At 61.2% G+C, this 25,519-nt stretch carries 24 protein-coding genes, 1 tRNA gene and 2 riboswitches; of the genes, 14 read left to right on the top strand and 11 right to left on the bottom strand.

Features of this window, described 5'->3' with window-relative positions:
- Nucleotides 1–17 precede the first annotated feature (17 nt).
- Nucleotides 18–1,232 (top strand): ubiquinone biosynthesis hydroxylase, encoded by a 1,215-nt coding sequence (locus AC0JZ4_RS06945; protein WP_471885666.1) that lies wholly within the window; start codon nt 18–20, stop codon nt 1,230–1,232.
- Between the two features lie 22 nt (nt 1,233–1,254).
- Here AC0JZ4_RS06945 and glcF read toward each other — a convergent pair whose 3' ends face one another.
- The 3 genes from glcF to AC0JZ4_RS06930 all read right to left on the bottom strand — a co-directional run bounded on the left by glcF (nt 1,255) and on the right by AC0JZ4_RS06930 (nt 5,277).
- Nucleotides 1,255–2,556 (bottom strand): glycolate oxidase subunit GlcF, encoded by a 1,302-nt coding sequence (gene glcF, locus AC0JZ4_RS06940; RefSeq protein ID WP_471885665.1) that lies wholly within the window; start codon nt 2,554–2,556, stop codon nt 1,255–1,257.
- The gene (locus AC0JZ4_RS06935) at nt 2,556–3,770 is read right to left on the bottom strand and encodes an FAD-binding protein (protein WP_471885664.1); all 1,215 of its coding nucleotides are present in this window, start codon (nt 3,768–3,770) and stop codon (nt 2,556–2,558) included. Before AC0JZ4_RS06935 ends, glcF begins: the two co-directional genes overlap by 1 nt.
- Nucleotides 3,771–3,843: 73 nt before the next feature.
- Nucleotides 3,844–5,277 (bottom strand): FAD-linked oxidase C-terminal domain-containing protein, encoded by a 1,434-nt coding sequence (locus tag AC0JZ4_RS06930; RefSeq protein ID WP_471885663.1) that lies wholly within the window; start codon nt 5,275–5,277, stop codon nt 3,844–3,846.
- 333 nt (nt 5,278–5,610) lie between these two features.
- Here AC0JZ4_RS06930 and AC0JZ4_RS06925 point away from each other — a divergent pair, with 333 nt between their 5' ends.
- From AC0JZ4_RS06925 to AC0JZ4_RS06910, 4 genes are all read left to right on the top strand, one after another.
- Nucleotides 5,611–6,090 (top strand): NUDIX hydrolase, encoded by a 480-nt coding sequence (locus AC0JZ4_RS06925; RefSeq protein WP_471887824.1) that lies wholly within the window; start codon nt 5,611–5,613, stop codon nt 6,088–6,090.
- A 106-nt stretch (nt 6,091–6,196) separates the two neighbouring features.
- Nucleotides 6,197–7,702 carry an inorganic phosphate transporter gene (locus AC0JZ4_RS06920; protein WP_471885662.1) on the top strand — a complete coding sequence of 502 codons (1,506 nt, stop codon included), beginning with the start codon at nt 6,197–6,199 and terminating at the stop codon, nt 7,700–7,702.
- Nucleotides 7,703–7,714: 12 nt separating this feature from the next.
- A complete protein-coding gene (locus AC0JZ4_RS06915; RefSeq protein ID WP_471885661.1) occupies nt 7,715–8,452 on the top strand; it encodes a 16S rRNA (uracil(1498)-N(3))-methyltransferase in 738 nt (245 codons plus the stop codon).
- A gap of 168 nt (nt 8,453–8,620) precedes the next feature.
- A complete protein-coding gene (locus AC0JZ4_RS06910) occupies nt 8,621–9,994 on the top strand; it encodes a glutamate--cysteine ligase (RefSeq protein WP_471885660.1) in 1,374 nt (457 codons plus the stop codon).
- A gap of 65 nt (nt 9,995–10,059) precedes the next feature.
- Here AC0JZ4_RS06910 and AC0JZ4_RS06905 read toward each other — a convergent pair whose 3' ends face one another.
- The 4 genes from AC0JZ4_RS06905 to AC0JZ4_RS06890 all read right to left on the bottom strand — a co-directional run bounded on the left by AC0JZ4_RS06905 (nt 10,060) and on the right by AC0JZ4_RS06890 (nt 12,610).
- On the bottom strand, nt 10,060–10,248 hold the full coding sequence (locus AC0JZ4_RS06905) for a Trm112 family protein (protein ID WP_471885659.1): 189 nt from the start codon (nt 10,246–10,248) through the stop codon (nt 10,060–10,062).
- Nucleotides 10,249–10,256: 8 nt separating this feature from the next.
- Complete coding sequence (locus AC0JZ4_RS06900; RefSeq protein WP_471885658.1) at nt 10,257–10,934, bottom strand: LON peptidase substrate-binding domain-containing protein; 678 nt, start codon at nt 10,932–10,934, stop codon at nt 10,257–10,259.
- 106 nt (nt 10,935–11,040) lie between these two features.
- Nucleotides 11,041–12,051 (bottom strand): thioredoxin, encoded by a 1,011-nt coding sequence (gene trxA, locus AC0JZ4_RS06895; protein ID WP_471885657.1) that lies wholly within the window; start codon nt 12,049–12,051, stop codon nt 11,041–11,043.
- Nucleotides 12,052–12,100: 49 nt separating this feature from the next.
- On the bottom strand, nt 12,101–12,610 hold the full coding sequence (locus tag AC0JZ4_RS06890) for a prolyl-tRNA synthetase associated domain-containing protein (RefSeq protein WP_471885656.1): 510 nt from the start codon (nt 12,608–12,610) through the stop codon (nt 12,101–12,103).
- 254 nt (nt 12,611–12,864) lie between these two features.
- Between AC0JZ4_RS06890 and AC0JZ4_RS06885 the strand changes: the two genes are divergently transcribed.
- A tRNA-Gly gene (locus tag AC0JZ4_RS06885) sits at nt 12,865–12,939 on the top strand.
- 43 nt (nt 12,940–12,982) lie between these two features.
- On the opposite strand, the gene AC0JZ4_RS06880 is transcribed toward AC0JZ4_RS06885, so the two are convergent.
- A complete protein-coding gene (locus AC0JZ4_RS06880) occupies nt 12,983–14,173 on the bottom strand; it encodes an IS481 family transposase (protein WP_471885655.1) in 1,191 nt (396 codons plus the stop codon).
- 384 nt (nt 14,174–14,557) lie between these two features.
- Here AC0JZ4_RS06880 and AC0JZ4_RS06875 point away from each other — a divergent pair, with 384 nt between their 5' ends.
- Entirely contained in the window at nt 14,558–14,863 is a 306-nt protein-coding gene (locus AC0JZ4_RS06875; protein ID WP_471885654.1) for a hypothetical protein, read from the top strand.
- A gap of 148 nt (nt 14,864–15,011) precedes the next feature.
- On the opposite strand, the gene AC0JZ4_RS06870 is transcribed toward AC0JZ4_RS06875, so the two are convergent.
- Together AC0JZ4_RS06870 and metA are read right to left on the bottom strand one after the other, a co-directional pair.
- Complete coding sequence (locus AC0JZ4_RS06870; RefSeq protein ID WP_471885653.1) at nt 15,012–16,034, bottom strand: aldose epimerase family protein; 1,023 nt, start codon at nt 16,032–16,034, stop codon at nt 15,012–15,014.
- Nucleotides 16,035–16,114: 80 nt separating this feature from the next.
- On the bottom strand, nt 16,115–17,035 hold the full coding sequence (metA, locus tag AC0JZ4_RS06865) for a homoserine O-acetyltransferase MetA (RefSeq protein ID WP_471885652.1): 921 nt from the start codon (nt 17,033–17,035) through the stop codon (nt 16,115–16,117).
- A 63-nt stretch (nt 17,036–17,098) separates the two neighbouring features.
- Nucleotides 17,099–17,176: riboswitch (SAM riboswitch) on the bottom strand.
- Nucleotides 17,177–17,305: 129 nt separating this feature from the next.
- Here metA and AC0JZ4_RS06860 point away from each other — a divergent pair.
- The 7 genes from AC0JZ4_RS06860 to AC0JZ4_RS06830 all read left to right on the top strand — a co-directional run bounded on the left by AC0JZ4_RS06860 (nt 17,306) and on the right by AC0JZ4_RS06830 (nt 24,456).
- Nucleotides 17,306–17,956: a thiamine diphosphokinase gene (locus tag AC0JZ4_RS06860; protein ID WP_471885651.1), complete on the top strand. Its 651-nt coding sequence runs from the start codon at nt 17,306–17,308 to the stop codon at nt 17,954–17,956.
- Between the two features lie 3 nt (nt 17,957–17,959).
- On the top strand, nt 17,960–19,777 hold the full coding sequence (locus AC0JZ4_RS06855; protein ID WP_471885650.1) for an ABC-F family ATP-binding cassette domain-containing protein: 1,818 nt from the start codon (nt 17,960–17,962) through the stop codon (nt 19,775–19,777).
- A 167-nt stretch (nt 19,778–19,944) separates the two neighbouring features.
- On the top strand, nt 19,945–20,397 hold the full coding sequence (locus tag AC0JZ4_RS06850; RefSeq protein ID WP_471885649.1) for a response regulator: 453 nt from the start codon (nt 19,945–19,947) through the stop codon (nt 20,395–20,397).
- Between the two features lie 108 nt (nt 20,398–20,505).
- Nucleotides 20,506–20,901 (top strand): VOC family protein, encoded by a 396-nt coding sequence (locus tag AC0JZ4_RS06845; protein WP_471887823.1) that lies wholly within the window; start codon nt 20,506–20,508, stop codon nt 20,899–20,901.
- Nucleotides 20,902–20,990: 89 nt separating this feature from the next.
- Nucleotides 20,991–21,095: riboswitch (TPP riboswitch) on the top strand.
- 40 nt (nt 21,096–21,135) lie between these two features.
- Entirely contained in the window at nt 21,136–22,146 is a 1,011-nt protein-coding gene (thiB, locus tag AC0JZ4_RS06840) for a thiamine ABC transporter substrate binding subunit (protein WP_471885648.1), read from the top strand.
- Nucleotides 22,147–22,187: 41 nt separating this feature from the next.
- The gene (gene thiP, locus AC0JZ4_RS06835; RefSeq protein ID WP_471885647.1) at nt 22,188–23,819 is read left to right on the top strand and encodes a thiamine/thiamine pyrophosphate ABC transporter permease; all 1,632 of its coding nucleotides are present in this window, start codon (nt 22,188–22,190) and stop codon (nt 23,817–23,819) included.
- Nucleotides 23,812–24,456: a thiamine ABC transporter ATP-binding protein gene (locus AC0JZ4_RS06830; RefSeq protein WP_471885646.1), complete on the top strand. Its 645-nt coding sequence runs from the start codon at nt 23,812–23,814 to the stop codon at nt 24,454–24,456. Before thiP ends, AC0JZ4_RS06830 begins: the two co-directional genes overlap by 8 nt.
- Here AC0JZ4_RS06830 and AC0JZ4_RS06825 read toward each other — a convergent pair.
- Nucleotides 24,449–25,132, bottom strand: a complete 684-nt coding sequence (locus AC0JZ4_RS06825; RefSeq protein ID WP_471885645.1) for a YrbL family protein — start codon at nt 25,130–25,132, stop codon at nt 24,449–24,451. The genes AC0JZ4_RS06830 and AC0JZ4_RS06825 overlap by 8 nt on opposite strands.
- Nucleotides 25,133–25,519: the final 387 nt, after the last annotated feature.

The following is a 25,519-nucleotide window of genomic DNA, read 5'->3' as shown; positions in this document are numbered from 1 at the left end:
TGACGGGAGCCAGGCAAATGCTGGACATGATGGTGGTAGGCGGAGGCTATGTCGGCCTTGCGGCGGCAGTTGCCGTGAAGCAGGCGGCGCCGCATCTCAACGTCGAGGTCGTCGAGGCGGCACCTGCCGGCGTCTGGGAAAAGGACGAACGCGCCTCGGCCATCATCGCCGCCGCCAGCGACATGCTGGCAGTGCTCGGCACCTGGGACGAGATCCTGCCGCACGCCCAGCCGATCAACAGCATGATCGTCACCGACAGCCGCACCGCCGATCCGGTGCGCCCGGTCTTTCTTACCTTCGACGGCGCAATCGAGACAGGCAAGCCTTTCGCCCATATGGTACCGAATGTCGCGATGGTGCGCGCGCTGCGCAACGCCGCCGAAAAGCTCGGCATCACCATCCGCCACGGCCTCTCCGCTACCGCCTTTACGACCGGCACCAGCGCGACGGTCGTCACCCTCTCCGACGGCTCGACCGTCGAGACCCGCCTTCTCGTGGCCTGCGACGGCGTGCGCTCGAAACTGCGCGACATGGCCGGCATCCGCACCGTTTCCTGGAAATACGGCCAGTCCGGCATCGTCACTACCGTCGAGCATGAACGCCCCCATAATGGCGTCGCCGAGGAACATTTCCTGCCGGCCGGTCCCTTCGCCATTCTGCCGCTACCGGGCAACCGTTCCTCGCTCGTCTGGACCGAACGCACCGAGGATGCCGACCGCCTGGTCGCCTCCGACGACCTTGTCTTCGAGGACGAACTGCAGCGTCGCTTCGGTCATAAGCTTGGCGAACTGACGGTGGTCGGCGGCCGCAAGGCATTCCCGCTCGGCCTCACCCTGTCGCGCGCCTTCGTGGCGCCGCGCTTTGCGCTTGCCGGCGACGCGGCGCATGGCATCCACCCGATTTCCGGACAGGGCCTCAATCTCGGCTTCAAGGATGTCGCAGCCCTTGCGCAGACCGTTGTCGAGGCGGATCGTCTCGGTCTCGATATCGGCTCGCTCAACGTGCTCGAACGCTACCAGTCCTGGCGTCGCTTCGACACCTTCCGCATGGGCGTCACCACCGACGTGCTGAACCGGCTGTTTTCCAACGACATCACCCCGATCCGCATCGCCCGCGATTTCGGCCTGGGACTTGTCGAGCGGATGCCGAAACTGAAGGACTTCTTCATCAGCGAAGCCGCCGGCACCACGAACGAGGGCAATCCGAAACTGCTGGCAGGCCAGCCGATCTGAGGAAACGAGACGGGCGGGTAGCCTATCGGCCACCCAGTGCCCGCGGACGCTCCCCGCCATAGGCCCAGTCCAGCAATTCCACCGTATGGACGATCGGGATCGTCGTGGCCGACCCGATCTGCGTCATGCAACCTATATTGCCGGTGGCGACGACATCCGGCTTCGTCGCCTCGATATTCCTGACTTTACGCGCCTTCAGCTGCGCCGAAATCTCGGACTGAAGAATATTGTAAGTGCCGGCCGAGCCGCAACAGAGGTGGCCTTCGGCCGGATCGCGCACGGTGAAACCGGCATTTTTCAAGAGCAGCTTGGGAGCCGCCGTGATCTTCTGGCCGTGCTGCATCGAACACGCCGAGTGATAGGCGACGTTGAGCCGTTTCGGTTCCTGTTTCGGCAGATCCAGCAGCACCAGATATTCGGTTATGTCCTTTGCCAGAGCCGAGATTCTCGCAGCCTTTTCCGCATAGTCCGGATCAAGCCGCAGCATGTGGCCGTAGTCCTTGATCGTCGTGCCGCAACCGGATGCGGTGATGATGATTGCATCCAGGCCGCCGGTGTCGATCTCGCGGATCCAGGCGTCGACATTGCGGCGGGCAAAATCGAGCGCCTCGTCCTCGCGACCCATGTGATGCACAAGCGCACCACAACAGCCTTCGCCGGAGGGCACCACGACCTCGACGCCGAGCCGGGCGAGCAGGCGCATCGTCGCCTGGTTGATGCCTGGATCGAGAACCGGCTGGGCGCAGCCTGAAAGAATGGCGACCCGGCCGCGGCGGATACCGCGCACCGGCTGCCTGCCGGCCGGCATGGCAGATGCAGACGCGACCGTCTTCGGCGCAAGGTCCAGCATGGCGCCGAGCGGCGCAAGCGCCCTCACCCGTTTCAACAGCGGCGCAAAAGGCCTACCGAACCTCGCCAGCATCAACGCCGCGCGCAAACGTGACGGATAGGGCAAGACAGCAGCCAGCATGCCGCGGATCAGCCGATCGGCAAGCGGGCGACGATAGGTATTTTCGATATGGATACGGGCGTGATCGATGAGATGCATGTAATCGACGCCGGAGGGACAGGTGGAAACGCAGGAGAGGCAGGAAAGACAGCGGTCGATATGGGTGACCACTTCCTCATCCGCCGCCCGGCCGTTTTCCAGCATGTCCTTGATCAGGTAGATGCGACCGCGCGGGCTGTCGAGTTCGTTGCCGAGGGTCACATAGGTGGGACAGGTGGCGGTGCAGAAGCCGCAATGCACGCAGCGCCGCAGGATCTTCTCCGAATGGGCGACGTGCGGATCGGCAAGCTGTTCAGGCGTGAACGAGGTCTGCATCAGGTTGTCCCCTCCACCGCGGCAGCGCTGAAAATTCCGGCCGGGTCTAACTTCGCCCGCACCCTTGCCGAAAGCGCCGCCACCGCATCCGGCAGCGGTTCGAAAACCGGCGTCCCGGCCCGCACGGCGTTCGATGCCCTGACAAGCGTCGCATGGCCGCCGCCGAGCGAACGGATGGTGCGACGGACGAGATCGGCCTCAGCTTCAGCCTCCATGCGTATCCAGACGAGCCCGCCCTGCCAGTCGTAGAAGGCGTCGATGTCTGCCTCTGACCTGAGCACTGAAACAAGCCGGAAACCTGCCGATGGCGCGACAGAGACCCGCCAGACCGGCCTTTCTGTGGCATCCGCATAGGGACGCACATCACGGATCTGGCGCCAGAGCGCGAGACTATCCTCCATGTCGAACGTCGATACCGGACCGAAGGCCTCCATGACGGCGGCCAGCTTTCCCGCCCGAACCTCGACCGAAGGTGCAAGCCCTTCAAGCCGCAGGACGGTAGCCCCTCCTCCAGCGGCAAGTGCACCGTCGACCAGCAGGGCACCGATCGATGCGGGCAGATGTGCCGCACCGGAGACTTCCACAGGCAGCGCCATGGCCGCGGCCATCGCCTTTGCCGCCGTCTCGTCGTCCAAGCCGGATATGACGATCGTCGCCACCATCGGCGGCACCGGGAGCACACGGAATGTGACCTCGGTGATAAAGCCGAGCGTGCCATGGGAGCCGGCGAGAAGCTTGACCAGATCAAGCCCGGTGACATTTTTCATCACCCGCCCGCCGGCACGCAGGATCTCGCCCCGGCCATTGACGAAACGCAGTCCGAGCAGGCTGTCACGGGCAGCGCCCGAGACGAAGCGGCGAGGACCGGATATGTTCGCAGAAAAGACGCCGCCGATCGTCGGTTCGCGCGATGCAGCCCCATGGCTGCCGAGAAGGCCGCGATGGTCCATAGGCTCGAAGGACATCATCTGCCGGTTTGCAGCGAGAACCGCCTCCACCTCCATCACCGGCGTACCGGATCTGACCGTCATCACCATTTCCGCCGGATCATAATCGACGATGCCTACGAGACCACGGGCGCTGATCGGCTCCGCCGGCCTGGATATGTTCATAAGACCACGGGTATTGCCGCCGCAGATCGACAGCGGCTTTGCGTCGGAAGCGGCATTGCGGATGATATAGGCGGCATCGGCTTCGGTATTGGGGATCAACATGCGGGCGCGGCTCCCGGATACCGGCGCCGGAAGAAGTATGTAACCCGGCATGGCGCGAGCGGCCGCTTAAGCCTCATCCTCGTCCCTCCAGTGGAAACACCTTGGACGGGTTCAGTATCCACCGCTCGTCGAACGCAGCACGCACCGCCATCTGCTGGGCAAGCTCGGCCGACGTATACTGATGCCGCATCAGGTCACGTTTCTCGATGCCCACCCCATGCTCGCCGGTAAGACAGCCGCCGGCATCGACGCAGAGCTTCAAAATCTCGTTGCCCGCCTCCTCCGCCTTCATCGCCTCTTCCGGATCGTTGGCGTCGAACAGGATCAGCGGATGCATGTTGCCATCGCCCGCATGAAAGACATTCGCCACCCGCAGGCCGAAACTGTCAGTGATTTCGGAAGTCTTCTTCAACACATAGGAGAGCTTTCCGAGCGGTACCGTACCGTCCATGCAGATGTAGTCGGCAATCCGGCCGGTCGCGCCGAAAGCCGATTTCCGGCCTTTCCAGATCAGCGCCGCCTCGGTTGCCGACTGGCATTCGCGCACCGTCATCACCTCATGACGACGAGCAATGCCCACAATATCTTCCAGCGTAGCGTCCATCTCGGCCTCCGAGCCCTCGACCTCGACGATCAGGAGTGCGCCGACATCGAGCGGATAACCTGCCTTGGCAAAGGCCTCACAGATCTCGATCGCCGGCTTGTCCATGAATTCGATAGCGACCGGAATGATGCCCGAGGCGATGATATCGGCAACGCAGGCACCGGCCGCTTCGGACGTCGCAAAGCCGAACAGGACCGGACGCGCGCCTTCAGGCCTGGCGATCAACCGCACCGTCGCCTCCGTGACGATGCCCAGCTGCCCTTCCGAGCCGCAGACGAGGCCGAGCAGATCATAGCCCGCGCTGTCCAGATGCTTGCCGCCGAGTTCGATCACCTGGCCATCGACCAGCACCAGCTTCACGCCGAGAAGATTATTGGTCGTCACCCCGTATTTAAGGCAGTGGGCGCCGCCGGAATTCATGCCGATATTGCCGCCGATCGTGCAGGCGAGCTGCGAACTGGGGTCCGGTGCATAGAAAAACCCATCGATGCCGACCGCTTCGGATATGCTCAGATTGGTCACGCCGGCCTGAACGGTGGCCGTGCGGTTGGCGTAATCCACCTCGAGAATGCGCGCCATGCGCGACAGGCCGAGCACGACCGCATCCTCCTGCGGGATCGCCCCTCCTGAAAGCGATGTGCCGGCTCCACGCGGGACCACCGGGACGCCATTCGCATGGCAGTATTTCATCACCGCCGCCACCTGCAGGGTCGTGCGCGGCAAGACGACGGCGAGCGGCACGCGTCGATAGGAGATGAAGGCATCCGTTTCGAACGGCACCAGTTCTCGCGCCTCATGGATGACGCAATCCGCGGGCAAAAGCCCGCACAGGTCGCCGATGATGGCCGCACGGCGTGCGATGACCTCGCGCCTGAGCGGCAGGAACTGAATGGCCTCCGGCATGCACTCCTCCTCGCATCCCCATCAGCAAACCTAGCAACAATGGCTGGGCCTGCAATGTCCGGAAGAGAAAAAGAGCGCGAAAGCCATGTGGGATACGCATTTTCGCCACATCCGGGGGAAATTTGAACAGCTGTGCAATAAGCTGTTGACGCGCTATCCGGTTGGCCAGTTATACTTAGCCGGACAAGGGCTTTTAACAGGTGATTCACGATCCAATTCGATCACCGGCACTCGTTAATCCTGGCGCAAGCATTATATTAGTAAAATGAAAATCTCTTGGAGGTGTTTTCGAAATTGGGCCTAGTGAACCGCATCGCCAGCAATTTTCGCCTTATGGTGCAGCGTCCGCCGCGCCAGCAATATGCTGCGATCTGCTACCGCGCCAAGAAGGGCGGCGGCATTGAGGTTCTGGTGGCAACCAGTCGGGACACCGGCCGTTGGGTCATTCCCAAGGGATGGCCGATGGACGGCAAGAAGGCCCATCAGGTGGCCGAGCAGGAAGCCTTCGAGGAAGTCGGCGTCAAGGGCAAGGCGGGCAAGCGCGCCTTCGGCTTTTATCACTACAACAAGGGCCTCGATAACGGACTGAAGGTTTTCGTCCGCGTACAGGTGCATCTCCTGAAGGTCGAGGACTGCGTCAAGAACTTCAAGGAAAAGGGCGCCCGCAATATCGAGTGGGTCTCCTGCGAGGAAGCCGCCGACCGGGTCAACGAACCGGAGCTGAAAATCCTGTTCCTGCAGTTCGCCGCTGAAGCGAACAAGCCGGCCAAGGATGTAGCGGTCAACGGCATGGCATTGCCGATTGCCGGCTGAACACGGCTCGCCTCTCGCATCATAATCTCTTCAAAGGCAGGCGCTAGAACATCCGGCAGACCAGCCGGAGCAGATCAGACGCCACCCTATTACCGACATACGAAACATGGCCCAACGACCTCAGCGCCTCAGCAAACCCACGCTCGACAAGGATCTCGAGAAAATCTCCTCGGTCGAGGATGCCGCAAGGCAGACTGCGCGCGGGCTTGCGGCCCCCGGCACGGCGCTTCTGTTCATCATTCTGACGGCAATCTTCGCCTCATCCTATGTAACGGGCACACCGGGTGCGATGATCATCATCGCGGCAGCCGCGCTGGCCGGCTACATGGCGATGAATATCGGCGCCAATGACGTGACCAACAATATCGGTGCAGCCGTCGGTGCCCGCGCCATGACGATGGGCTTCGGACTGGCACTGGCCGCCGTATTCGAGGTTGCCGGTGCTGTGCTGGCCGGTGGCGGCGTCGTCCATACCATCGCCAGCGGCCTGATGTCGGAGGGCGGCATCGCCGATCCGAGCATGCTGATCTGGGCGATGATGGCGGCGATGCTTGCCGCCGCCATGCTGGTCAACCTGGCCACCTGGGCCGGCGCGCCGATCTCGACCACCCATTCGATCGTCGGTGGCGTGATGGGCGCGAGCATCGCGGCTGCGGGCTTTGGTGCGATCAACTGGGGCATGATTGCCGGTATTACCGCAAGCTGGGTGATCTCCCCCCTGCTCGGCGGCCTGATCGCCGCCGGCTTCCTGCTGATCGTCAAGGAAACGATCATCTACCGGCAGGACAAGATCTCCGCGGCAAAAACCTGGGTGCCCGTGCTGATCGGAACAATGGTCGGCACATTTGCCGGCTATGTCGCCCTGATCGGTTTCGATCAGTTTCTCCCTGGCTCACCACTCATCGCCACGGGTATTGCGCTTGCAACCGGACTTGTCTCTTGGCGGGCGCTGATCCCCGTCATCGCTCGCCAAGCGCAGGGCCTTGAGAACCGCAACCAGTCGCTGCGCAAGCTGTTTCGCATTCCGCTCATCCTTTCGGCGGCTTTGATGTCATTCGCGCACGGCGCCAACGACGTGTCGAACGCAATCGGACCGCTTGCGGCAATCGTCTCGGCGGCACAGAACGGCGTCACCGGCTCCGTGCATGTACCGCTTTGGGAACTCGTCATCGGCGGGCTCGGCATTTCGCTCGGGCTTCTCCTTTACGGGCCGAAGCTTGTGCGACTTGTCGGTGCGGAAATCACCAAGCTCAACCCGATGCGCGCCTATTGCGTGTCTCTGTCGACAGCACTGACGGTGCTTGTCGCTTCCTGGGTGGGGTTGCCGGTTTCATCCACCCATATCGCCGTCGGCGCGGTCTTCGGCGTCGGGCTGTTTCGCGAATGGTACACGCAGCATTCGAAGCGCCGTTTCGAATATATGCGGGTACGCGCCGGCCGCGAGCAGGATGAGAACGAGCCCTTCGAGCGCAATGTCGATGAACTGAAACGCCGCTATCTGGTGCGCCGATCGCATATGCTCAGCATTCTTGCGGCGTGGATGGTGACGCTTCCGGCCGCAGCGGGTCTTGCAGCGCTGATCGCGACGGTTATGTTCGCGCTGTTCTTGTAAGGATTTGTCCAGGTGCGTGCCAATTTTCGCCTGCAAAGGCTGTTTATAGATGCCCCGCTCGGTGCCGACGCCCGACATGAGGCCTCGGCCGAGCAGTTCAATTACCTCGCCAACGTGCTGCGGCTGGAGGCCGGGGCGAAACTGCTGGCCTTCAACGGCCGCGATGGCGAATGGCTGGTCGAAATCACGTTTCCGAGCCGCAAGAAGATAGTGCTGCTTCCGGTCGAGCAGACGCGGACTCAACCGGAAGCCACCGACCTGCATTATCTCTTCGCGCCACTGAAGGTCGGGCGCCTGGATTACCTGGTGCAGAAGGCGGTCGAGATGGGTGCAGGCACGCTGCAGCCGGTGATGACCCAGCATGTCCAGGGCAAGATCACCAATCTCGACAAGCTCAAGGCCAATGTCATCGAGGCGGCCGAGCAGTGCGGAATACTGTCGATACCCGAAGTGGCAGAACCGCGCAGGCTTGCCGATATTCTGGAACGCTGGCCCGAGGATAGGCGGATCATCTTCTGCGACGAGGGCGACGAAGGGCAGAATCCACTGCCTATCCTCGCAAAGGTGACGGAAACGAAGCTGGCATTGCTGGTCGGCCCCGAAGGCGGGTTTTCTGACGAGGAGCGGGCACGCCTCCGCGCGCTGCCTTACGTCACGGCCATACCGCTTGGGCCGCGGATTCTGCGAGCCGACACCGCGGCAGTTGCAGCGCTCGCCGTCATTCAGGCGGCGGTGGGCGACTGGAGGTAGTGGATCGGAATAGGTCGTCCGCTACAGCGGCCAAACGGCAACAGTTGGCCGTGTTTTTCTGAACCGATCTTGAAACAAATTCGCTTGCACCGCAGATGATTTCGGTTCAAGCAGCCGGACGATTATCAGTCTGGCTTACCAATCAGGCATTCCGACCAAGGTATTTTCATGGCGCGCGATACGACAGACCAGACACCGCTTTCCTCGGTGTCCGAGCTTACCGCCTATCTTGCAGAGGGCCCGCGCCCGAAGGACAAATTCCGCATCGGCACAGAGCACGAGAAATTCGTGTTCTTCGCCAAAGACAACACGCCGGTCCCCTATTTCGGCGACGCCAGCATTTCCGCCATCCTCAAGGCCATGCAGGACAAGCTCGGCTGGGAGCCGATTATGGATGGCGACAACATTATCGGGCTGGGTGAACAGCACGGGATGGGTGCGATCTCGCTCGAACCGGGTGGCCAGTTTGAGCTTTCCGGCGCGCCGCTGGAGACGATCCACGAGACGTGTCGCGAGACCAATGAGCATCTGGCGCTGGTGAAGGAAATTGCCGCGCCGATGGGTATCGGCTTCCTCGGCCTGGGCGGCAGCCCCAAATGGTCGCTGGCAGACACGCCGCGCATGCCGAAGTCGCGTTACGGGATCATGTCCCGCTATATGCCGAAGGTCGGCAGCCGTGGCCTCGACATGATGTACCGCACCTCGACGATCCAGGTAAACCTCGACTTCTCCTCGGAAGCCGACATGGTCGCCAAGATGCGCGTGTCGATGAAGCTGCAGTCGGTCGCGACCGCGCTGTTCGCCGCCTCACCATTTACTGAAGGCAAGCCTAACGGCCTCGTCTCCTGGCGCGGCGAGATCTGGCGCGATACCGACAACCAGCGCTCCGGCACCCTGCCCTTCGTCTTCAACACGGATTTCGGCTTCGCCGATTATGTCGAATGGGCACTCGACGTACCGATGTATTTCATCGTCCGCGGCGGCAAGTACCACGACTGCACCCATATCACGTTCCGCCAATTCATGGACGGCGCCCTGAAGGACGAGATCTCCGACTGGCAGCCGACCATGGGCGACTGGACCAACCATCTGTCGACGCTCTTCCCCGACGTGCGGCTGAAGCGCTTCCTTGAGATGCGTGGCGCCGATTGCGGTCCGATCTCCCACATCTCCGCCCTGCCCGCTTTCTGGGTCGGCCTTCTCTATGACGACACAGCACTTGCCGATGCCGAAACACTGACGGCCGACTGGACCTTCGATGACGTTATCGCCATGCGCGACAGCGTACCGGCGAACGGACTGAAGGCGTCTATCAAGGGACACTCGGTTCTCGACATCGCCAGAGAGGCGGTCGCGATTTCCGCAAGAGGCCTGAAATCGCGTGGCAAACAGAACGGCGAAGGGCAGGACGAAAGCATCTTCCTTTCGCCGCTCGAAAACGTGCTGGCGAAGAAGACGACAGTCGCAGATGAATTGCTGGCGCTTTATGAAGGTCGCTGGGGCGGCTCGGTTGAGCCGGTTTTCACCGACTACCGTTACTGACCACATGCTTACCGCTGCTCGCGGCGCAGCCGGAAATAGGCGGCGCCGCGCCGTCGGCGCAGGGCCTAATCCTCGATCTTACGTGCCTCTGATACGAGCATGATCGGAATGCCGTCGCGGATCGGATAGGCGAGCCGCGCGCCCTCCGACACCAGCTCGTTGCGGGCGCGATCGAGCGTCAGCGTGCCCTTTGTCAACGGGCAGACGAGAAGATCGAGAAGCTTCGGATCGACGCTGCTGAGTTTTTCGTCCAAGACCGGCCTCACTGCAAAATCGTATCGGTATCGGAAAGCCCGCGGGCGATCAGAATTTCCGTGATCGCGATCAGCGTTTCGGCCCGTGTCTTCAGGTCCGGCGCCTCGAGCAGCGCCTGCTTTTCCGCCGGCCCGAAGGGCGACATCATCGAGAGCGAATTGACCAGCGTCCGGTTTCCCGCCCGCTCGACACTTTCCCAGTCGACCTCGAGCTTGTTGGCATCGAGATAGGCGCGGAATACCCGCAACAGTTCACGCCGGTCGACCGATGCCTCACCGTCCTCTTCAGACAGATCGGTCATGAACGGCGCATGGCGCACGGAGCGATACGGACGATCGCTTGAAACCTCACCCAGCACGCGGAAGCGGCAGACGCCGCTGAGCGAGGTGATGTAGCGACCGTCGCCGGTCTCGGCAAAGGAAGTGATGCGCCCGAGGCATCCGACCGACGCAAGCGCCGGGCGCAGGGGATCGACAGCATCAGACGGTGCGACAAGCGAGGGCTGCACGACGCCTATCAGCCGGTCGCCGGCAAGCGCTGCATCGAACATGGAAAGATAGCGCGGTTCGAATATGTTCAGCGGAAGCTGGCCGCCCGGCAGCAGCAACGCCCCGGCAAGCGGAAATACCGGCAGGATTTCCGGTAAATCTTCACGTTTCAAGTACCGCGCGTTTCCCACATGCATCGGCTCGACACCTCCCGCAGATTGCTTCTGATGGCGTTCTAGCTACCCGAATATCTGGGGCATCCGCCGCCGATCGCAAGACCGGCGGCATCGTATAACGCGCTGTTTAGGAAAAGAGGATGGACGACAGCCGGCGACGCGCCGCAATCGTTGCCGGGTCCTTCGGTCCCCAGACATCGAAGAACTGCAAAAGCTCGCGCCGCGCACCGTCGTCGTCGAAGGCACGGTCCTTGCGCATGATCGTCAGCAGATGCTCGGCAGCCTGTTCGCGCTCGCCCTGCACATTGAGGATCTTGGCAAGCTTCACGCGGGCTGCGTGATCGTCCGGGTTGGCTGCAAGATCACGCTCCAGCGCCACCGGATCGCCGAGCTTGCGCGCTTCCTCGATCTGGTCGATCTTCTTCGCCACCGCCTGGATTGCCGGATCTGCCGTCATCTCCTCCGGCAGCGAAGCGAGCATCTGGCCGACGCGCTCCACTTCGCCCATGGCGAGCAGGCACTGCATCATGCCGGCGGCAGCCTTTGCATTTTCAGGATCGGCCTGCAGCACGGCGCTGTAGAGCTGCGCAGCACCCTCGATAGTGCCATCGGCAAGAAGCACGTCCGCTTCGCCAAGAATAGCCTCGATTTCAGCCGCCTGATCCGCACCGGCCGGACCGGCAACCTTGTCGATGAACTCGATCACCTGGCTTTCCGGCACGGCTCCCATGAACCCGTCGACGGGCCGGCCATCAACGAAGGCGATCACGGCAGGAATAGACTGGATACCGAGCTGGCCGGCAACCGAGGGATGGTCGTCGATATTCATCTTGACCAGTTTCACACGGCCCTGCGCCTCGTTGACGACCTTTTCGAGCACGGGGGTCAGCTGCTTGCACGGGCCGCACCAGGGCGCCCAGAAATCGACCAGCACTGGCTGCGCCCGCGAGGCTTCCAGCACGTCCTTGGCAAAGCCTGCGGTGGTCGTGTCGCTGACATGGCTCGCGCCGGCGGAAGCGGCAGCGCTCGGGGCCGCGGCAGGCGCCGCCGGCTGCGCGCCGAAACCGGCCGAACCGCTCATCTGGCCGCCATAACCGCCGCCATAGGACCCGGCATAGGGATTATCGTTGCCGCTCATGGATCTTCTCCCGGGAAACCTTGTGTTTATCTGCGCAGAACATCGTATGTCAGTCCGTTACTTTCAAGACAAGCGGCGCATGACCCGTCGCTTCGAGAAAGCGGATGAGATCTTCCCTGCCGATCGCGGTCGTCGCGTCGTTGGAAAGCGGATGAGCGTTGATGATATCCTCCTTCATCAGGTCTTCGTCCAGCACGAATGTGACATTGTTGCCGGTATCGCAGAAGGCACCGAAGACGGTGACCGAGCCCGGCACGACACCGAGATAGTCCAGCATCGCCTCCGGCTTGCCGAACGATACACGGCTCGATGCGCCGATGACCTTGTGCACCGTCTTCAGATCGACGACCGCATGCTCCTCGACCGTCAGGACGAAATAGCGATCCTTCTTGTCCTTCACGAACAGGTTCTTCGTATGCCCTCCGGGCATTGCATCCCGCAGGCTGTGCGATTCGGCGACGGTGAAAACCGGCTCATGGCTCTTCGTCGTGTGGGAAATATCGAGGCTGTCGAGAAAAGCGAACAGATCGGCGGCTGTTTTCGGCATATTTTCGGTCATATCCGGGATCATGATTGGCGGGAAATGCCGACTATAGAGACATTGCCTTACCGCTCCAAGCCATTGCCCACATAATCACTAAAAACGAAAAGCCCTGCAAAATAAGGGATTTAGAGAGAAACAAAAAAATCTTTGGCCGGATCGTCATTTCCCTGTTGCATTTGAAAATCGTCTGGGCCATATAGCGCCTCGTCGGCGGCAACGAGCCACCGGCCAGACGGTTCGAACTACCACACGGACCGACGGATTGATGAGCGGGTGTAGCTCAGTGGTAGAGCACAACCTTGCCAAGGTTGGGGTCGAGGGTTCGAATCCCTTCGCCCGCTCCAGTCCCTCAGTGTCCAACCCGGACACATAGGTAACAATCTGTTCCTAAGACATAGGTAACAACCTCGTGCCGAACGGGTTGTCGATTGTTTGCAATGTCCTCTGTTCCAAGTCGATGTATCCGAGATCATAGCTCAAGAAGCTGACGAGCCAAATACCATCGTCGACTTCCTTGAGCCCGAGCCTCTGTCCTGCCAGCACCGTCGAGATATTGATCTTCTTGCGATGGATGCAAAGCCGCCCGCAGTTAGTGACGATGGCGTCGCGATCGTGGAAGGGGTAGTCGATGTCCGGTAGGCCCTGATAAGGTCTTGGCGATGTGGTGTAGAGCTCGGCCGGGACCTTCATGGACAGCGCCTCATGCGGCCGTTCTTCATTGAATTCACTGACGAAAGCGTCGAAACGCATCTGCTGCTGCAAGATATTGCGGCCCGGCGGCCTCGTCGCTTCCTTCTTGAGCGTTAGATGCATGCGCTCGTGACGGCCGTTCTCCTGCGGGTGACCGGGACGGATGCGCTCGATAGCGATGCCGAGCCTGAGCCACCAGACCGATAGCTTTGACAGATTGTAGAGCCCGTTGGGACTGGCGAAAGGCAGGCCGTTGTCGGAGCGGATCGCGGCCGGCAGGCCCCGCTCGGCAAAAACCCGCCGGAAGGCCTCGAAGACACCCTGTTCGCGCGTCGATTCGAAGGCCTCGCAACACAGAAGATAGCGCGAGAGCTGGTCGGTGATCGTCAGTGGGTAACAGTATTGGCCGTTGCCCAGCTTGAACTCCCCCTTGAAGTCGGCGCACCAGAGATCGTTGGGACCAGGTACTGCCGAAAGCGGCGTGCCGACGGCCTTGTTCGCAGGGTTCCTCTTGCGGGCCTGGCTTACAAGGCCGTAGCGGTCCAGCACGGCATGCACCGTACTTTTGGCCGGAATACGCACGTCGCCAGCCAGCCGCCGCACAAGCAGCTCGCGAATCTTGCGTGCGCCCCAGTGCGGCTTTTCCTTCTTGAACCGCACGATCATCGCCTCCACCGGCTCAGGCAACTGATTGGCATAGCGCACTGGCCGTCGAGACCGATCCGTAAGCGCCTCGAGCCCTTCATCCTTGTAGCGATTGAAGATCTTGTAGCCAGTCTTGCGCGAAATGCCGAACGAACGGCACACATCGCTCATGCTGTCGCCTTCCAGCAAGCGGGCGACAAATCGAAGACGCTCATCCATGACCGAAGTCTCTCTCCACGGCATCGACACCTCCCGATAAAGTCGAAAAGTGTAACCCATGTCTCCGGTACGATTTGTCACCTATCTCTCAGGTCGGGCACAGGACAAAAAACCCATATATATGCAGCTTGACGATCCATCCATGGTGATGGATTTGTTCCTGCCTTTCCATGGCATAGCTTTGGTGCATTCGCGCACAGGCCGGCTCACCCTCCCTGACAACGCGCTCGAAAAGGCAACCATTTCTCCTCGGAGAGACGGGGCGTCTGTTCGTCGCCATACCGTCATTCAAACGCTCGCAGTCATCAAAATATCGCGCAGGCATGCAAGCATTCTCGCGATCGTGCCTATCGCATTCCGGCCGACGCTACTTATTTAACTCTCAGTCAGGCTACAGAGGAGATGAAGATGAGCGCCATGTTCGGCCCATACGTACAGATGCGAAAGCTCGCTCAGCAAATGGCGATCCAGTATCAGAAGGATACGAACCTCGCTCTCGAGCCGCTTCTTGCGCATTTCATGGATGAGGTCGAAGTGAACGTCGCTTCGGATCGATACGATCACTCGGGATTTATGGAAAAAATTCGCGGACCGCTCAACCTCGATGCGGAAATGACATTGGACCAACGCCGCAAGGAATTTCTGCATGCCGTAGCGGACGCACTGCAGAAACGCATACAGCGCGAATTAAACGTACCGACGCTTCCTGCGTGAGGCCCATGCCTGCTTGCCGCAGGTGATGCGTTACCGGCCGGCCGAGCCGCCATCACTCCGCCAACAACCGCGGAGATTGGCCAACCGGCCATGAATGCGGACATATCCTACACGCCTACGAATGCCCTTCTCGGAATCGCCGCAGCGATCACCCTTTCGAAAACACATAATCCGTTTCCTGCCGCAGCACCTCACCGGGACGCAGGATAGCGTTGGGGAAGTTTTCGTGATTGACGGCATCCGGCCAGATCTGCGTTTCCAGACAGAATCCGGCATAGGGCCCATAGCGGCGCCCATCGAAGCCCGGTGCTGCAACGTTGAGCATCACGCCCGCATAGAACTGCACGCCAGGCTCCGTGGTGCGCACTTCCATCGTCACACCCGAATAGAGGCTGCGCGCCAGCGCCACGGAGCGCTTGGCGACCGGCATGCCGGAGAGCACGTAATTGTGGTCGAACGGCACCTGTGAACCGTCTTCCAGCGGCCTCTGAATCGGCCCCATCTGGCGCAGATCGAAGGGCGAATCGGCAAGCGAGGTCAGTTCGCCGGTCGGGATCAGCCGCTCGTCGACCGCCGTCATCCGGTCTGCGGCAATCATGATGTCATGCCCGAAAACGTCTTCCCGGCCATCGAGGTTGAAATAGGAATGCTGGCAGACATTGGCCGGCGTCGGCTGGTCGCTCACCGTCTCGTAGGTAACGGAAAGCACGCCTTCGGGCTTCAGCTGATAGGTGGCGGTGATCGTGCAATTGCCCGGATAGCCGGCGCGCCCGTCCGGATCGACGATGCTCAGCACCACCCTGTCACCCGCATGCTCGACGATGCTCCAGTTGCGCCGCCCGACCCCGTCGGAGCCGCCATGCAGATGCGTCACGCCGCGCTCGTTGAGTTCCAGCTGATAGTCCCGGCCGTCGATCGAGAACCTGCCCTTGCCGATACGGTTTGCGCAGCGGCCGGGCGTCGCGCCGAAATAGGGAGAGTGAGCGAGATAATCGTCGAAATGCTCGAAACCGAGCACCAGCGGCGGCGTGTGGCCTTCAAGCCGGAGATCCTGGATGACGGCACCCCAGGTCAGCACCTGCGCCGTCAGCCCGCCGCCGGAAATGCGCACCCGCTGCACGGGCTCGCCCGTTTCCGTTTTGCCGAAAACCTCGAACGCCTGCGCCGCCATGATGCTTCCTCCACCCGTCACCGGGCGGCAAACTGCGCGATTCCGACATGCGCCGCAACGAAAATCGGCGAGGTCCCGGCCTACGCCGCGCCGATCTTCTCCACGTCATAAGGCGTCGTCTGGTAAAGCTCGTTGATCCAGTTGCCGAACAGAAGGTGCGCATGGCTGCGCCAGCGGTTCTGCGGCGTCAGCGTGTCGTCATTATGCGGGAAATAGTCATGCGGCATCTTGATCGGGATGCCGGCATTCACATCGCGAAAATATTCGTCCGCGAGCGAGGTCGAGTCATATTCGACATGGTTGAACATGTAGAGCCGGTTGCCCGCCTTCTCATGCACGAGGCAGAGCCCCATCTCGTCGGACTCCATCAGGATCTCCAGATCGTCCTTTTTCGCAACGTCCTCGCGACGTACCTCAGTCCAGCGCGACACCGGCACCTGGAAATCGTCGGAAAAACCGTTGAGATAGACCGAAGAAGGCACGAGATTGCGGTGGCGATAGACACCGAATGCCTTCTCGTCCAGCGCATGTTTCGGCACGCCATGGAAGTGATAGATCGCCGCCATCGCACCCCAGCAGACATTCATCGTCGAATGCACGTTGGTCGACGTCCAGTCGAAGATCTGGCGCATCTCGTCCCAGTATGTCACGTCCTCATAGGGCATGGTTTCCACCGGCGCACCGGTAATGATGAAGCCGTCGAACTTGCGTTCCCTCACCTCGTCGAAGGTCTGGTAGAAGGATAGCAGATGTTCCTCGGACGTATTCTTCGCCTTGTGGGTTCCGAGCCTGACGAGCGAAAACTCCACCTGCAGCGGCGAGGCGCCGACAAGGCGCGCCATCTGGATCTCGGTCTTGATCTTGTTCGGCATGAGGTTGAGAAGACCGATCTGCAGCGGACGGATATCCTGCCGCACGGCTGCGGTCTCGGTCATCACGCGCACACCTTCCTGAACCAGCGTCGAGAAGGCAGGCAGTGTATCGGGAATCTTGATCGGCATAATCGAACCCACAAACAGAAAAACCGGCAACGAAAAATCGCGACCGGCCCGTGGGAAAATTTGGATAATCTTCTCGCGGCCCTTTAGCGACTTTTTTAACGTGGCTGCAAGCCGGCCGGCCAAATCACCACGAATTTCGGTTATTCAAATAATCCTTGCCACGCCCGCCGTCAATGGCGGCAAATTTCACCCCGCGCCACCATCGCATGCTGCAAATAAGCGGGCGTGCTGCTTCCCCTGCCCCTCACCTTTGCGCTATGGGCAATGCCCATGGCCACTTCGACCTTCACCATCCTGCTTGGCGGCACTCTCACCGTCACCGATCGCGTCAGGAACGCGATCGCGGGAAGTCGTGTGATTGCGGCCGACAGCGGCATGCGCCATGCGGTCGAGCTGGGCCTGACACCGGAACTCTGGGTCGGCGATTTCGATTCCTCCGACGCGCAGCTGATCGCGCGCTTTCCAGACGTCGAGCGAAGGACCTATCCGCCGGCGAAGAACGAGACGGACGGCGAGATAGCCACGACCGAGGCAATCGAACGCGGCGCAAGGCGTCTGATCCTGATCGGCGCGCTTGGCGGCGAACGGACAGATCACGCTCTCCAGCATCTGCTGCATGCGATGGGCCTCGCCAGACGCGGCTTCCATGTGCTGCTGATGTCCGGCGATGAAGAAGGCATTCCGCTTCTTGAAGGCGACACCACGGTCGACCTGCCCAGGGGCGCGCTGTTTTCCGTCCTCGGCTTCACTGCGCTTGCCGGCCTCGATATTTTCGGCGCACGCTATCCGGTCAAGGATTTCGCGCTGCCCTTCGGCTCGTCCCGCACCGTTTCCAACATTGCGGAAGGACCTGTCGAATTCCATCTAAGAGACGGGATGGCGATGATCCTTGCCCGCCCCAACGATTTTTCCGGAGCATGACCCTTGGCACCGCCCATTTTGAAACTCGATGACATCGTCCTGACCTTCGGCGGCACGCCGCTTCTGAACGGTGCCGGCCTGCAGGTGGAACCGGGCGACCGCATCTGCCTGGTCGGCCGCAACGGCTCGGGCAAGTCGACACTGATGAAGATTGCCGCTGGCTTCGTCGAAGCGCAGTCGGGCGAGGTTTTCCGCCATCCGAACGCAACGATCCGCTACCTTGAACAGGCGCCGGATTTCTCCGGCTACTCCACCGTGCAGGCCTATGCCGAAGCGGGGCTCGGACCGGGCGATGATCCCTATCGCGTCACCTATCTGCTTCAGCATCTCGGGCTGACCGGCGAAGAGGACCCGAACCGTCTTTCGGGCGGCGAATCCCGCCGCGCGGCGCTTGCTCGCGTCATGGCACCGGAACCCGATATCCTGATGCTCGACGAGCCGACCAACCATCTCGACCTGCCGACCATCGAATGGCTGGAAGACGACCTGCGTCGCACCAGGAGCGCGCTCGTGCTGATCTCCCACGACCGTCGTTTTCTCGAAAAGGTATCGACTGCCACTGTCTGGCTCGACCGCGGCACCTCGCGCCGCCTCGATCGTGGCTTTGCCCATTTCGAAGCATGGCGCGACGAGGTTCTCGAAGCCGAAGAGCTGGAACAGCACAAGCTCGGCAAGGCAATCGAGCGCGAAGAACACTGGATGCGCTACGGCGTCACCGCGCGCCGCAAGCGCAATATGCGCCGCGTCGGCGAGCTGCAGGCGATGCGCGCCGACTATCGTGGCCACAAGGGGCCGCAGGGCAGCATCCAGGCGACGGCGACCGAAGGCAAGGAAAGCGGCAAGCTCGTCATCGAAGCGGAAAACATCACCAAGACCTACGACAAGCCGATCGTTGCGCCCTTCTCCATCCGCGTCCATCGCGGCGACCGCATCGGCCTCGTCGGCCCGAACGGCGCCGGAAAGACGACGCTGCTCAAGATGCTGACCGGCCAGCTGCAACCGGATGCGGGCTGGATCAAACTCGGCACCAATCTGGAGATCGCCACGCTCGACCAGAAACGCGAGGATCTCGATCCTTCCGATACGCTGTCCCATTATCTGACCGATGGCCGCGGCGAGACGCTTCTCGTCAACGGCGAGCAGCGCCATGTCGCCGGCTACATGAAGGATTTCCTGTTCCAGCCGGAGCAGATCCGTACACCGATCAAAAATCTGTCAGGTGGCGAACGCGCCCGCCTGATGCTCGCGCGTATCATGGCCAAGCCGTCGAACCTCCTGATCCTCGACGAGCCGACAAACGACCTCGATATCGAGACACTGGACCTTTTGCAGGAAATCGTCGCCGGCTATGCCGGCACAGTCATCCTCGTCAGCCACGATCGCGATTTCCTCGACCGCACCGTCACCTCGACGATCGCGCCGGCCAACCCTGATGCACCGGACGGTCGCTGGATCGAGTATGCCGGCGGCTACACGGACATGCTCGCGCAGCGCAAGGGCGCCCAGGAAGAGCGGCGCAGGGCCGAAAAGGCTGCGGAAAAACCAAAGCCGGAAACATCCGTCCCGGATGCGCCGAAGACCAGGGGCAAGCTTTCCTTCAAGCAGAAATTCGCGCTCGAAAACCTGCCGAAGGAAATGGAAAAGGCAGAAGGCGAGATCGCCCTGCGCGAAAAGAAGATGGCCGACCCGAACCTCTTCACCAAGGACCCCGCGACCTTCAACAAGCTCGCCGGCGAAATGGAAAATCTGCGTCAAAAAGTAACCGCCATGGAAGAGGAATGGCTGGAACTGGAAATGCTGCGTGAAGAAATAGAGGGATAGCAAAAAAGTAACGGATTATTAGTATTAACAATTAGTTACTTCTGAAAAACACTGTCTCGCGCCGGAACAATCCTCTGTTCGCCGCGTTCGCTCATCAGACCGTCAGCATTAGATACTGCTGACGACAGTCAGTGAAACGAACCGTAATGAGCTGTGGAGGTGCGCAAATGCTGACAAATGTATCGCGTCGTCGGCAGGCCAGCGAGGCAATGGACCAACGGGTTCTAATCATCGAGGACGAGTTTCTCATCGCCCTCGATCTCGCCGACACCATAGAACAGATGGGCTTGAAGGTGGCCGGTTTTGCCGGAGGCCGTAAGCACGCAATCGAGCTTGCGCCCTATGCCGATATCGCCTTTGTCGACGTCAATCTCTCCGATGGCCGCACCGGCCCGGATCTCGGACGAGAGCTGGCGGCAGAATACGGCCTGACGGTCGTCTTCATGACGGCCAATCCTGAACAGGTCGAGGATGGCGTCGATGGTGCGCTCGGCGTGCTCACCAAGCCCGTCATGCCCGAGGTCATCGAGAAAACCGTCGAATACGCCCTCGCCAACAGGCTGGGCGGTATGGCCGTCGTGCCGCGCGAGCTGAAAGTATTCCAGGGCAATAGCCGATAAAATCGGAGGGTCCGGCATGGACTTGTCGGATCGGCGCATCATCTTGCCTCGTTGGAAGGAGACGACGCCATGCGGGCGTCGAACAAGCCGGACGAGGAGGAATATTGTATGCGCATGATTTTCGTGAACTTGCCGGTGGCCGACCTGGCCGCTTCGACCGCCTTCTACACGGCGCTTAGCTTCAGGAAGAACCCCGACTTTTCCGACGACACCGCAAGCTGCATGATCGTCAGCGAGCAGATCTACGTGATGCTTCTGACCCATGAAAAGTTCAAGGGCTTCATCAACGGCACGATCTCGGACGCGAAGACGACGAAGGAAGTGCTGAACTGCCTGTCCGCTTCAAGCCGGGACGAAGTCGATGATTTCAAGCGCAAGGCGCTCGCAGCCGGCGGCGCGGAGTGGAAGCCGAATATGGAAATGGGGCCCATGTACGGCTGCAGCTTCCAGGATCTCGACGGCCATGTGTGGGAGATCATGTACATGGACATGTCCGGCGGCTAATTCCCCCGACTGCCCGGTCGCCCGCTCAGGGCCTCTCATGCCGACATCGCACCCTCTTGCCAGTTTCGGGTGAGACCGCTACATCTTTGCACGCTCTAACGGGGTGCCTTGCTTTGCAGGGCTGAGAGGCTTGACGCCAACCCGCGGAACCTGATCCGGCTAACACCGGCGGAGGGATTAGACGGCTCTATCACCAGCGCCTATTCCCCATTTCAAAGTTATGAGGAGGCGCTGATGCGCGGGATTTCTTGCATGGTTCTGGCGGCGATCGCCGCGTTCGCATCGGCTCCGGCCGCGATTGCCGAAGACAGGACGCTGACCGTCTACACCTATGAGAGCTTCACTTCCGACTGGGGACCAGGCCCGAAGATCAAGGCAGCCTTTGAGGAGACCTGCGCCTGCACCGTCAATTTCGTCGGCGTGGCCGATGGCGTCGCACTTCTGACACGCCTCAAGCTCGAGGGTGAAGGCTCCGAGGCAGACATCGCGCTCGGCCTCGACACCAGCCTGATCTCGGAGGCCAAGGCGACCGGCCTTTTCCAGCCGGCCGGCATCGATACGAGCGACCTCAAGGTGCCGGGAAACTACGCCGACGACACATTCGTCCCTTACGACTACGGCCATTTCGCCGTCGTCTACGATACGGAGACGATCAAGGCCCCGCCGAAAAGCCTGAAAGAGTTGGTCGAGGGCGATCCGTCGCAGAAGATCGCCATACAGGACCCGCGCACCTCGACGCCGGGCCTCGGCCTGCTGCTCTGGGTCAAGGCGGCCTATGGCGACAAGGCGCCGGAGGCATGGGCAAAACTGAAGCAGCGGGTGCTCACCGTCACACCCGGCTGGTCGGAAGCCTACGGCCTGTTCACCAAGGGCGAAGTCCCGATGGTGCTCTCCTACACCACCTCGCCCGCCTATCACATGGTCGAGGAGAACAGCGAGCGCTATCAGGCCGCAGCCTTCTCCGATGGCCATTATATCCAGATAGAAGTGGCCGGCATGCTGAGACAGGCAAAGGACAGGGATCTGGCGAAGCAGTTTCTCGCCTTTCTCATTTCGCCAACGGCACAGGACATCCTTCCCACCAGCAACTGGATGATGCCCGCGGCAGCTCCCTCCCGTCCTCTGCCGGAAGCGTTCGGCAAGCTCGTCCAGCCGACCAGAACATGGCTTATCGGCGCTGACGACGTGGCGAAAAACCGCCAGGCGTGGATCGACGAATGGCTTGCCGCCATGAGCCGCAACTGAACCGTCCGCGATGAACTGAGCAGGGACAGAAGCCTTTGCATGTGCTGACGAAAGCCCAGAGACGAAGGAGTGTGGGAGCAGGCCTTACAGTACTTGTCGCCGTGGCACTGTTCGTCGGGACGGCGGTTGCAACCCTGCTTGCCTGGGACGGCGATCGATCCTCGTCCCAGCTTTTCTCGGCCTATACCTGGCGCATACTGCGTTTCACTCTCTGGCAGGCGACGCTCTCGACGCTGCTCTCCGTCCTGGCCGCCATTCCCGTCGCACTGGCGCTGGCCCGCCGGCCGTATTTTCCCGGCCGTATCTGGATCATCCGGCTGATGGCACTGCCTATGGGCCTGCCGGCACTGGTCGGCGCGCTCGGCCTGCTGGGCGTCTGGGGTAGGCAGGGCCTTCTCAACGGCTGGCTGACCTCGGCGGGGCTGGAACAGCCCGTCAGCGTCTACGGACTTTCCGGCATTCTGCTTGCCCACACGTTCTTCAACATACCGCTCGCCGTTCGGCTGCTGCTTGCCGTTCTCGAAAGACTGCCGGCGGAATACTGGCTTTTATCCGCAAGCCTCGGCATGAGGCCGTTGTCGATCTTCCGCTTCATCGAGTGGCCGTCGCTGGCGCGCGTCGTACCCGGCGCGGCGGGCCTGATCTTCATGCTGTGTGCCACCAGCTTCACCCTCGTGCTCGTGCTGGGCGGCGGGCCTGCGGCCACGACACTGGAAGTGGCGATCTACCAGGCGCTACGTTTCGATTTCGACCCGCCCCGCGCCATTGCGCTTGCAGCGCTTCAGATCGCAGTGACGGCCACCGTCATCGGCACCATAGCCCTTTTGCCTGCAGCCACCAATACGGTCACAACCGCCGGCCGCCGTATCCGGCGGCTCGACGGTCACGCAGCGTCAAGCCGGCTGTGGGATAGCCTCGTCATTGCCGCGGCCGTGGTCTTCGTCGCCTCCCCGCTGCTGTCCGTCTTCAACTCGGGCCTTCGCGCCGATCTCGTCCGGCTGGTAAGCAGCCCGATGTTCCTGCACGCGGCGACGACGAGCCTTGCCATCGCGCTCGCCGCCGGCACACTCGCCGTGGCCGCATCGCTGGCCATCATCGCCGCCCGCAGGACAGTCCGAGACACGCCCTCTCCGTCGCCTGCGGCAAGGCTGCTGTCCACCTCGCTTGCCGGCACGTCGTCGCTCGTCCTCGTCGTGCCGCCGGTCATTCTGGGAACCGGCTGGTTTCTGGCCCTGCGCCAACTCGGCATTACCGGCAGCAATACGGGAACCGTCGCGCCCTATCTGATTGCGACAGTCAACGCGCTCATGGCCCTGCCCTTCGCCATACGCGTCCTGGAACCCGCACTGGACGACCATCATCGCCAGACGGCTCGCCTGGCGGCGGCACTCGGCATCGTGGGCGTGGCAAGGTGGCGGCTGATCGACCGTCCCATCCTGAAGCGGCCGATCCTCACCGCACTGTCCTTTGCCATGGCGCTGTCGCTCGGCGATCTCGGTGCTGTGGCACTGTTCGGCTCCGGCGAACTCGTCACCCTGCCCTGGCTGGTCTACAGCACGCTCTCCAGCTACAGAACCAATGACGCGGATGGCCTCGCGCTGATCCTCGGGATCGTCTGCCTCGGCTTGACGATCCTCGGCACCGCCGGCCGAAAGGGGGATCAAAATGCATGAAGGCATCGTGCTCGCCGGGGTGAAACTGACCTTGGGCAGCACCGATTTCAGCTTCGACTGCGCCATCGAAGCCGCTGCGGTCACCGCCATTTCCGGACCATCAGGGGCGGGCAAATCGACGCTTCTCAACCTGATCGCCGGCTTCGAGCAGCCGCAATCCGGCACGATCTCGATTGCCGGCCTGGACCACACGAAAAGCCACCCGTCTGAGCGACCGGTCTCGGTCGTCTTTCAGGATCACAATCTTTTCGCCCATCTCGATCTCTTCACCAACGTGGCTCTCGGCATAAACCCGGCCATGAAGCTTTCCGACGGCGATCGCCACCGTGCCGAGCAGGCGCTCGCCCGCGTCGGCCTTGCAGGCTTGGGCAAACGCATGCCGGGCTCCCTTTCTGGCGGGGAGCGACAACGCGCCGCCTTCGCCCGCGCGCTCGTCAGGAATAAGCCGGTTCTCCTGCTCGACGAACCATTCGCCTCCCTCGACACCGACCTGCGCCTGCAGATGGCCGCGCTGCTGCTTGAGCTTCATCGGGAAACGAACAACACGGTCGTCATGATCAGCCACGATCAGTCGGAGATCTCCCGCCTGGCAGACAGCGTCATCCTCGTGGATAAGGGGCGTGCGGTCCTCAGATAGAGATGCCGCGTATTCTGTCCTGCATGACCGGCGAGGAGACACTCATTGCCTGCCGGCATTCGGAAAGGATTTTCGCGCGTACCTTCAGGACATGCCGCTTGTTGAGAGCGAAACTCCAGGTTTTCAAAGGAATTGCGTTCTTTTCGCCGATACCGTCGACCATCACGAACTCTGCCCTAGAAGACCGGTTGGTGGTGAACAGGAGCCCGCCTGAATTGATCTCGCCAAACACGACATGCATGTCGATACAATCCTGAAAGAAGGTATCGAGCGCTCGCCAATGAGTTTCCGTGAACTGCCGCGTACGGACGAGATCCGTCAATGTCGGAGCAACCTTTCCGTCAGCGCTGCCGATGAATTCCGACACGAGACCGAGGCCGATCGAGGTCTGCACCAGCCCCTTTGGCGTAGCCATGGGAAAAAGCTTGGCAGGCGTCGGGTAGGCCGCACGACAAAGACTGAGATACTGGCCGATCTCACGCTGGAAGAAACGGTAGATGCCCGACGCTTTTCTTCTCTTGAGAAACGATTGACCGATAAACTGGCCCTCGCCATCGACCCGGCCGGGATTGACGATCTTGATGACGGCTCCGGGAAACGCCGGATGCGTAAAGACGAGCTTGACCGTGCCGCGGCCGACATATTGACAATCGTTGATGGGGATCACGTCCGTCATGCAACTGACATAATTCGACCCATGACACGATGTCAATGGATGCAAACGGGCCGTACCGGTCGCCAAGAGCAGGCGTCCCATGCCGGCTCCGCGGCATCCGGCCACCGCCCTACCCCTCGTCTCGTGAATACCAGCGAACGCCCGCCAAGCCTGTCGCCACAATTTGGACGCCGCCGAATGTCATCGGCCTTACGACGTATTTTCTTTTCAACGACAGATAACGATACATATTGGTTTAGGAATATCTGTGCAGCGGTCGCGAAAGACGGTAAGCGACGGTGGGCGGGACGAGGATGACGCGGGCATTATGCCGATCGCGGAAAACCGGAGATGATGGTGCAGGCAGTAGGTGTAAAGACGGATAGCGCAAGGCGCCCAGGTTTCTGG

This window comes from [Rhizobium] kunmingense (assembly GCF_977018605.1).
The sequence above is the reverse complement of the archived record's forward strand: the minus strand, read 5'-3'. Positions and strand labels throughout refer to the sequence as shown.

What these genes read in the sequence shown, in the direction of transcription:
- AC0JZ4_RS06920 (WP_471885662.1), top strand. Translation starts at nt 6,197, where the DNA reads ATGGCCCAACGACCTCAGCGCCTCAGCAAACCCACGCTCGACAAGGAT.
- AC0JZ4_RS06910 (WP_471885660.1), top strand. Translation starts at nt 8,621, where the DNA reads ATGGCGCGCGATACGACAGACCAGACACCGCTTTCCTCGGTGTCCGAG.
- AC0JZ4_RS06900 (WP_471885658.1), bottom strand. Translation starts at nt 10,934, where the DNA reads ATGCATGTGGGAAACGCGCGGTACTTGAAACGTGAAGATTTACCGGAA.
- AC0JZ4_RS06925 (WP_471887824.1), top strand. Translation starts at nt 5,611, where the DNA reads ATGGTGCAGCGTCCGCCGCGCCAGCAATATGCTGCGATCTGCTACCGC.
- AC0JZ4_RS06890 (WP_471885656.1), bottom strand. Translation starts at nt 12,610, where the DNA reads ATGACCGAAAATATGCCGAAAACAGCCGCCGATCTGTTCGCTTTTCTC.
- AC0JZ4_RS06930 (WP_471885663.1), bottom strand. Translation starts at nt 5,277, where the DNA reads ATGCCGGAGGCCATTCAGTTCCTGCCGCTCAGGCGCGAGGTCATCGCA.
- glcF (WP_471885665.1), bottom strand. Translation starts at nt 2,556, where the DNA reads ATGCAGACCTCGTTCACGCCTGAACAGCTTGCCGATCCGCACGTCGCC.
- trxA (WP_471885657.1), bottom strand. Translation starts at nt 12,051, where the DNA reads ATGAGCGGCAACGATAATCCCTATGCCGGGTCCTATGGCGGCGGTTAT.
- AC0JZ4_RS06860 (WP_471885651.1), top strand. Translation starts at nt 17,306, where the DNA reads ATGGCCACTTCGACCTTCACCATCCTGCTTGGCGGCACTCTCACCGTC.
- AC0JZ4_RS06880 (WP_471885655.1), bottom strand. Translation starts at nt 14,173, where the DNA reads ATGCCGTGGAGAGAGACTTCGGTCATGGATGAGCGTCTTCGATTTGTC.
- AC0JZ4_RS06870 (WP_471885653.1), bottom strand. Translation starts at nt 16,034, where the DNA reads ATGGCGGCGCAGGCGTTCGAGGTTTTCGGCAAAACGGAAACGGGCGAG.
- thiB (WP_471885648.1), top strand. Translation starts at nt 21,136, where the DNA reads ATGCGCGGGATTTCTTGCATGGTTCTGGCGGCGATCGCCGCGTTCGCA.
- AC0JZ4_RS06825 (WP_471885645.1), bottom strand. Translation starts at nt 25,132, where the DNA reads ATGACGGACGTGATCCCCATCAACGATTGTCAATATGTCGGCCGCGGC.
- metA (WP_471885652.1), bottom strand. Translation starts at nt 17,035, where the DNA reads ATGCCGATCAAGATTCCCGATACACTGCCTGCCTTCTCGACGCTGGTT.
- AC0JZ4_RS06850 (WP_471885649.1), top strand. Translation starts at nt 19,945, where the DNA reads ATGCTGACAAATGTATCGCGTCGTCGGCAGGCCAGCGAGGCAATGGAC.
- AC0JZ4_RS06875 (WP_471885654.1), top strand. Translation starts at nt 14,558, where the DNA reads ATGAGCGCCATGTTCGGCCCATACGTACAGATGCGAAAGCTCGCTCAG.
- AC0JZ4_RS06830 (WP_471885646.1), top strand. Translation starts at nt 23,812, where the DNA reads ATGCATGAAGGCATCGTGCTCGCCGGGGTGAAACTGACCTTGGGCAGC.
- AC0JZ4_RS06945 (WP_471885666.1), top strand. Translation starts at nt 18, where the DNA reads ATGCTGGACATGATGGTGGTAGGCGGAGGCTATGTCGGCCTTGCGGCG.
- AC0JZ4_RS06845 (WP_471887823.1), top strand. Translation starts at nt 20,506, where the DNA reads ATGCGCATGATTTTCGTGAACTTGCCGGTGGCCGACCTGGCCGCTTCG.
- AC0JZ4_RS06935 (WP_471885664.1), bottom strand. Translation starts at nt 3,770, where the DNA reads ATGTTGATCCCCAATACCGAAGCCGATGCCGCCTATATCATCCGCAAT.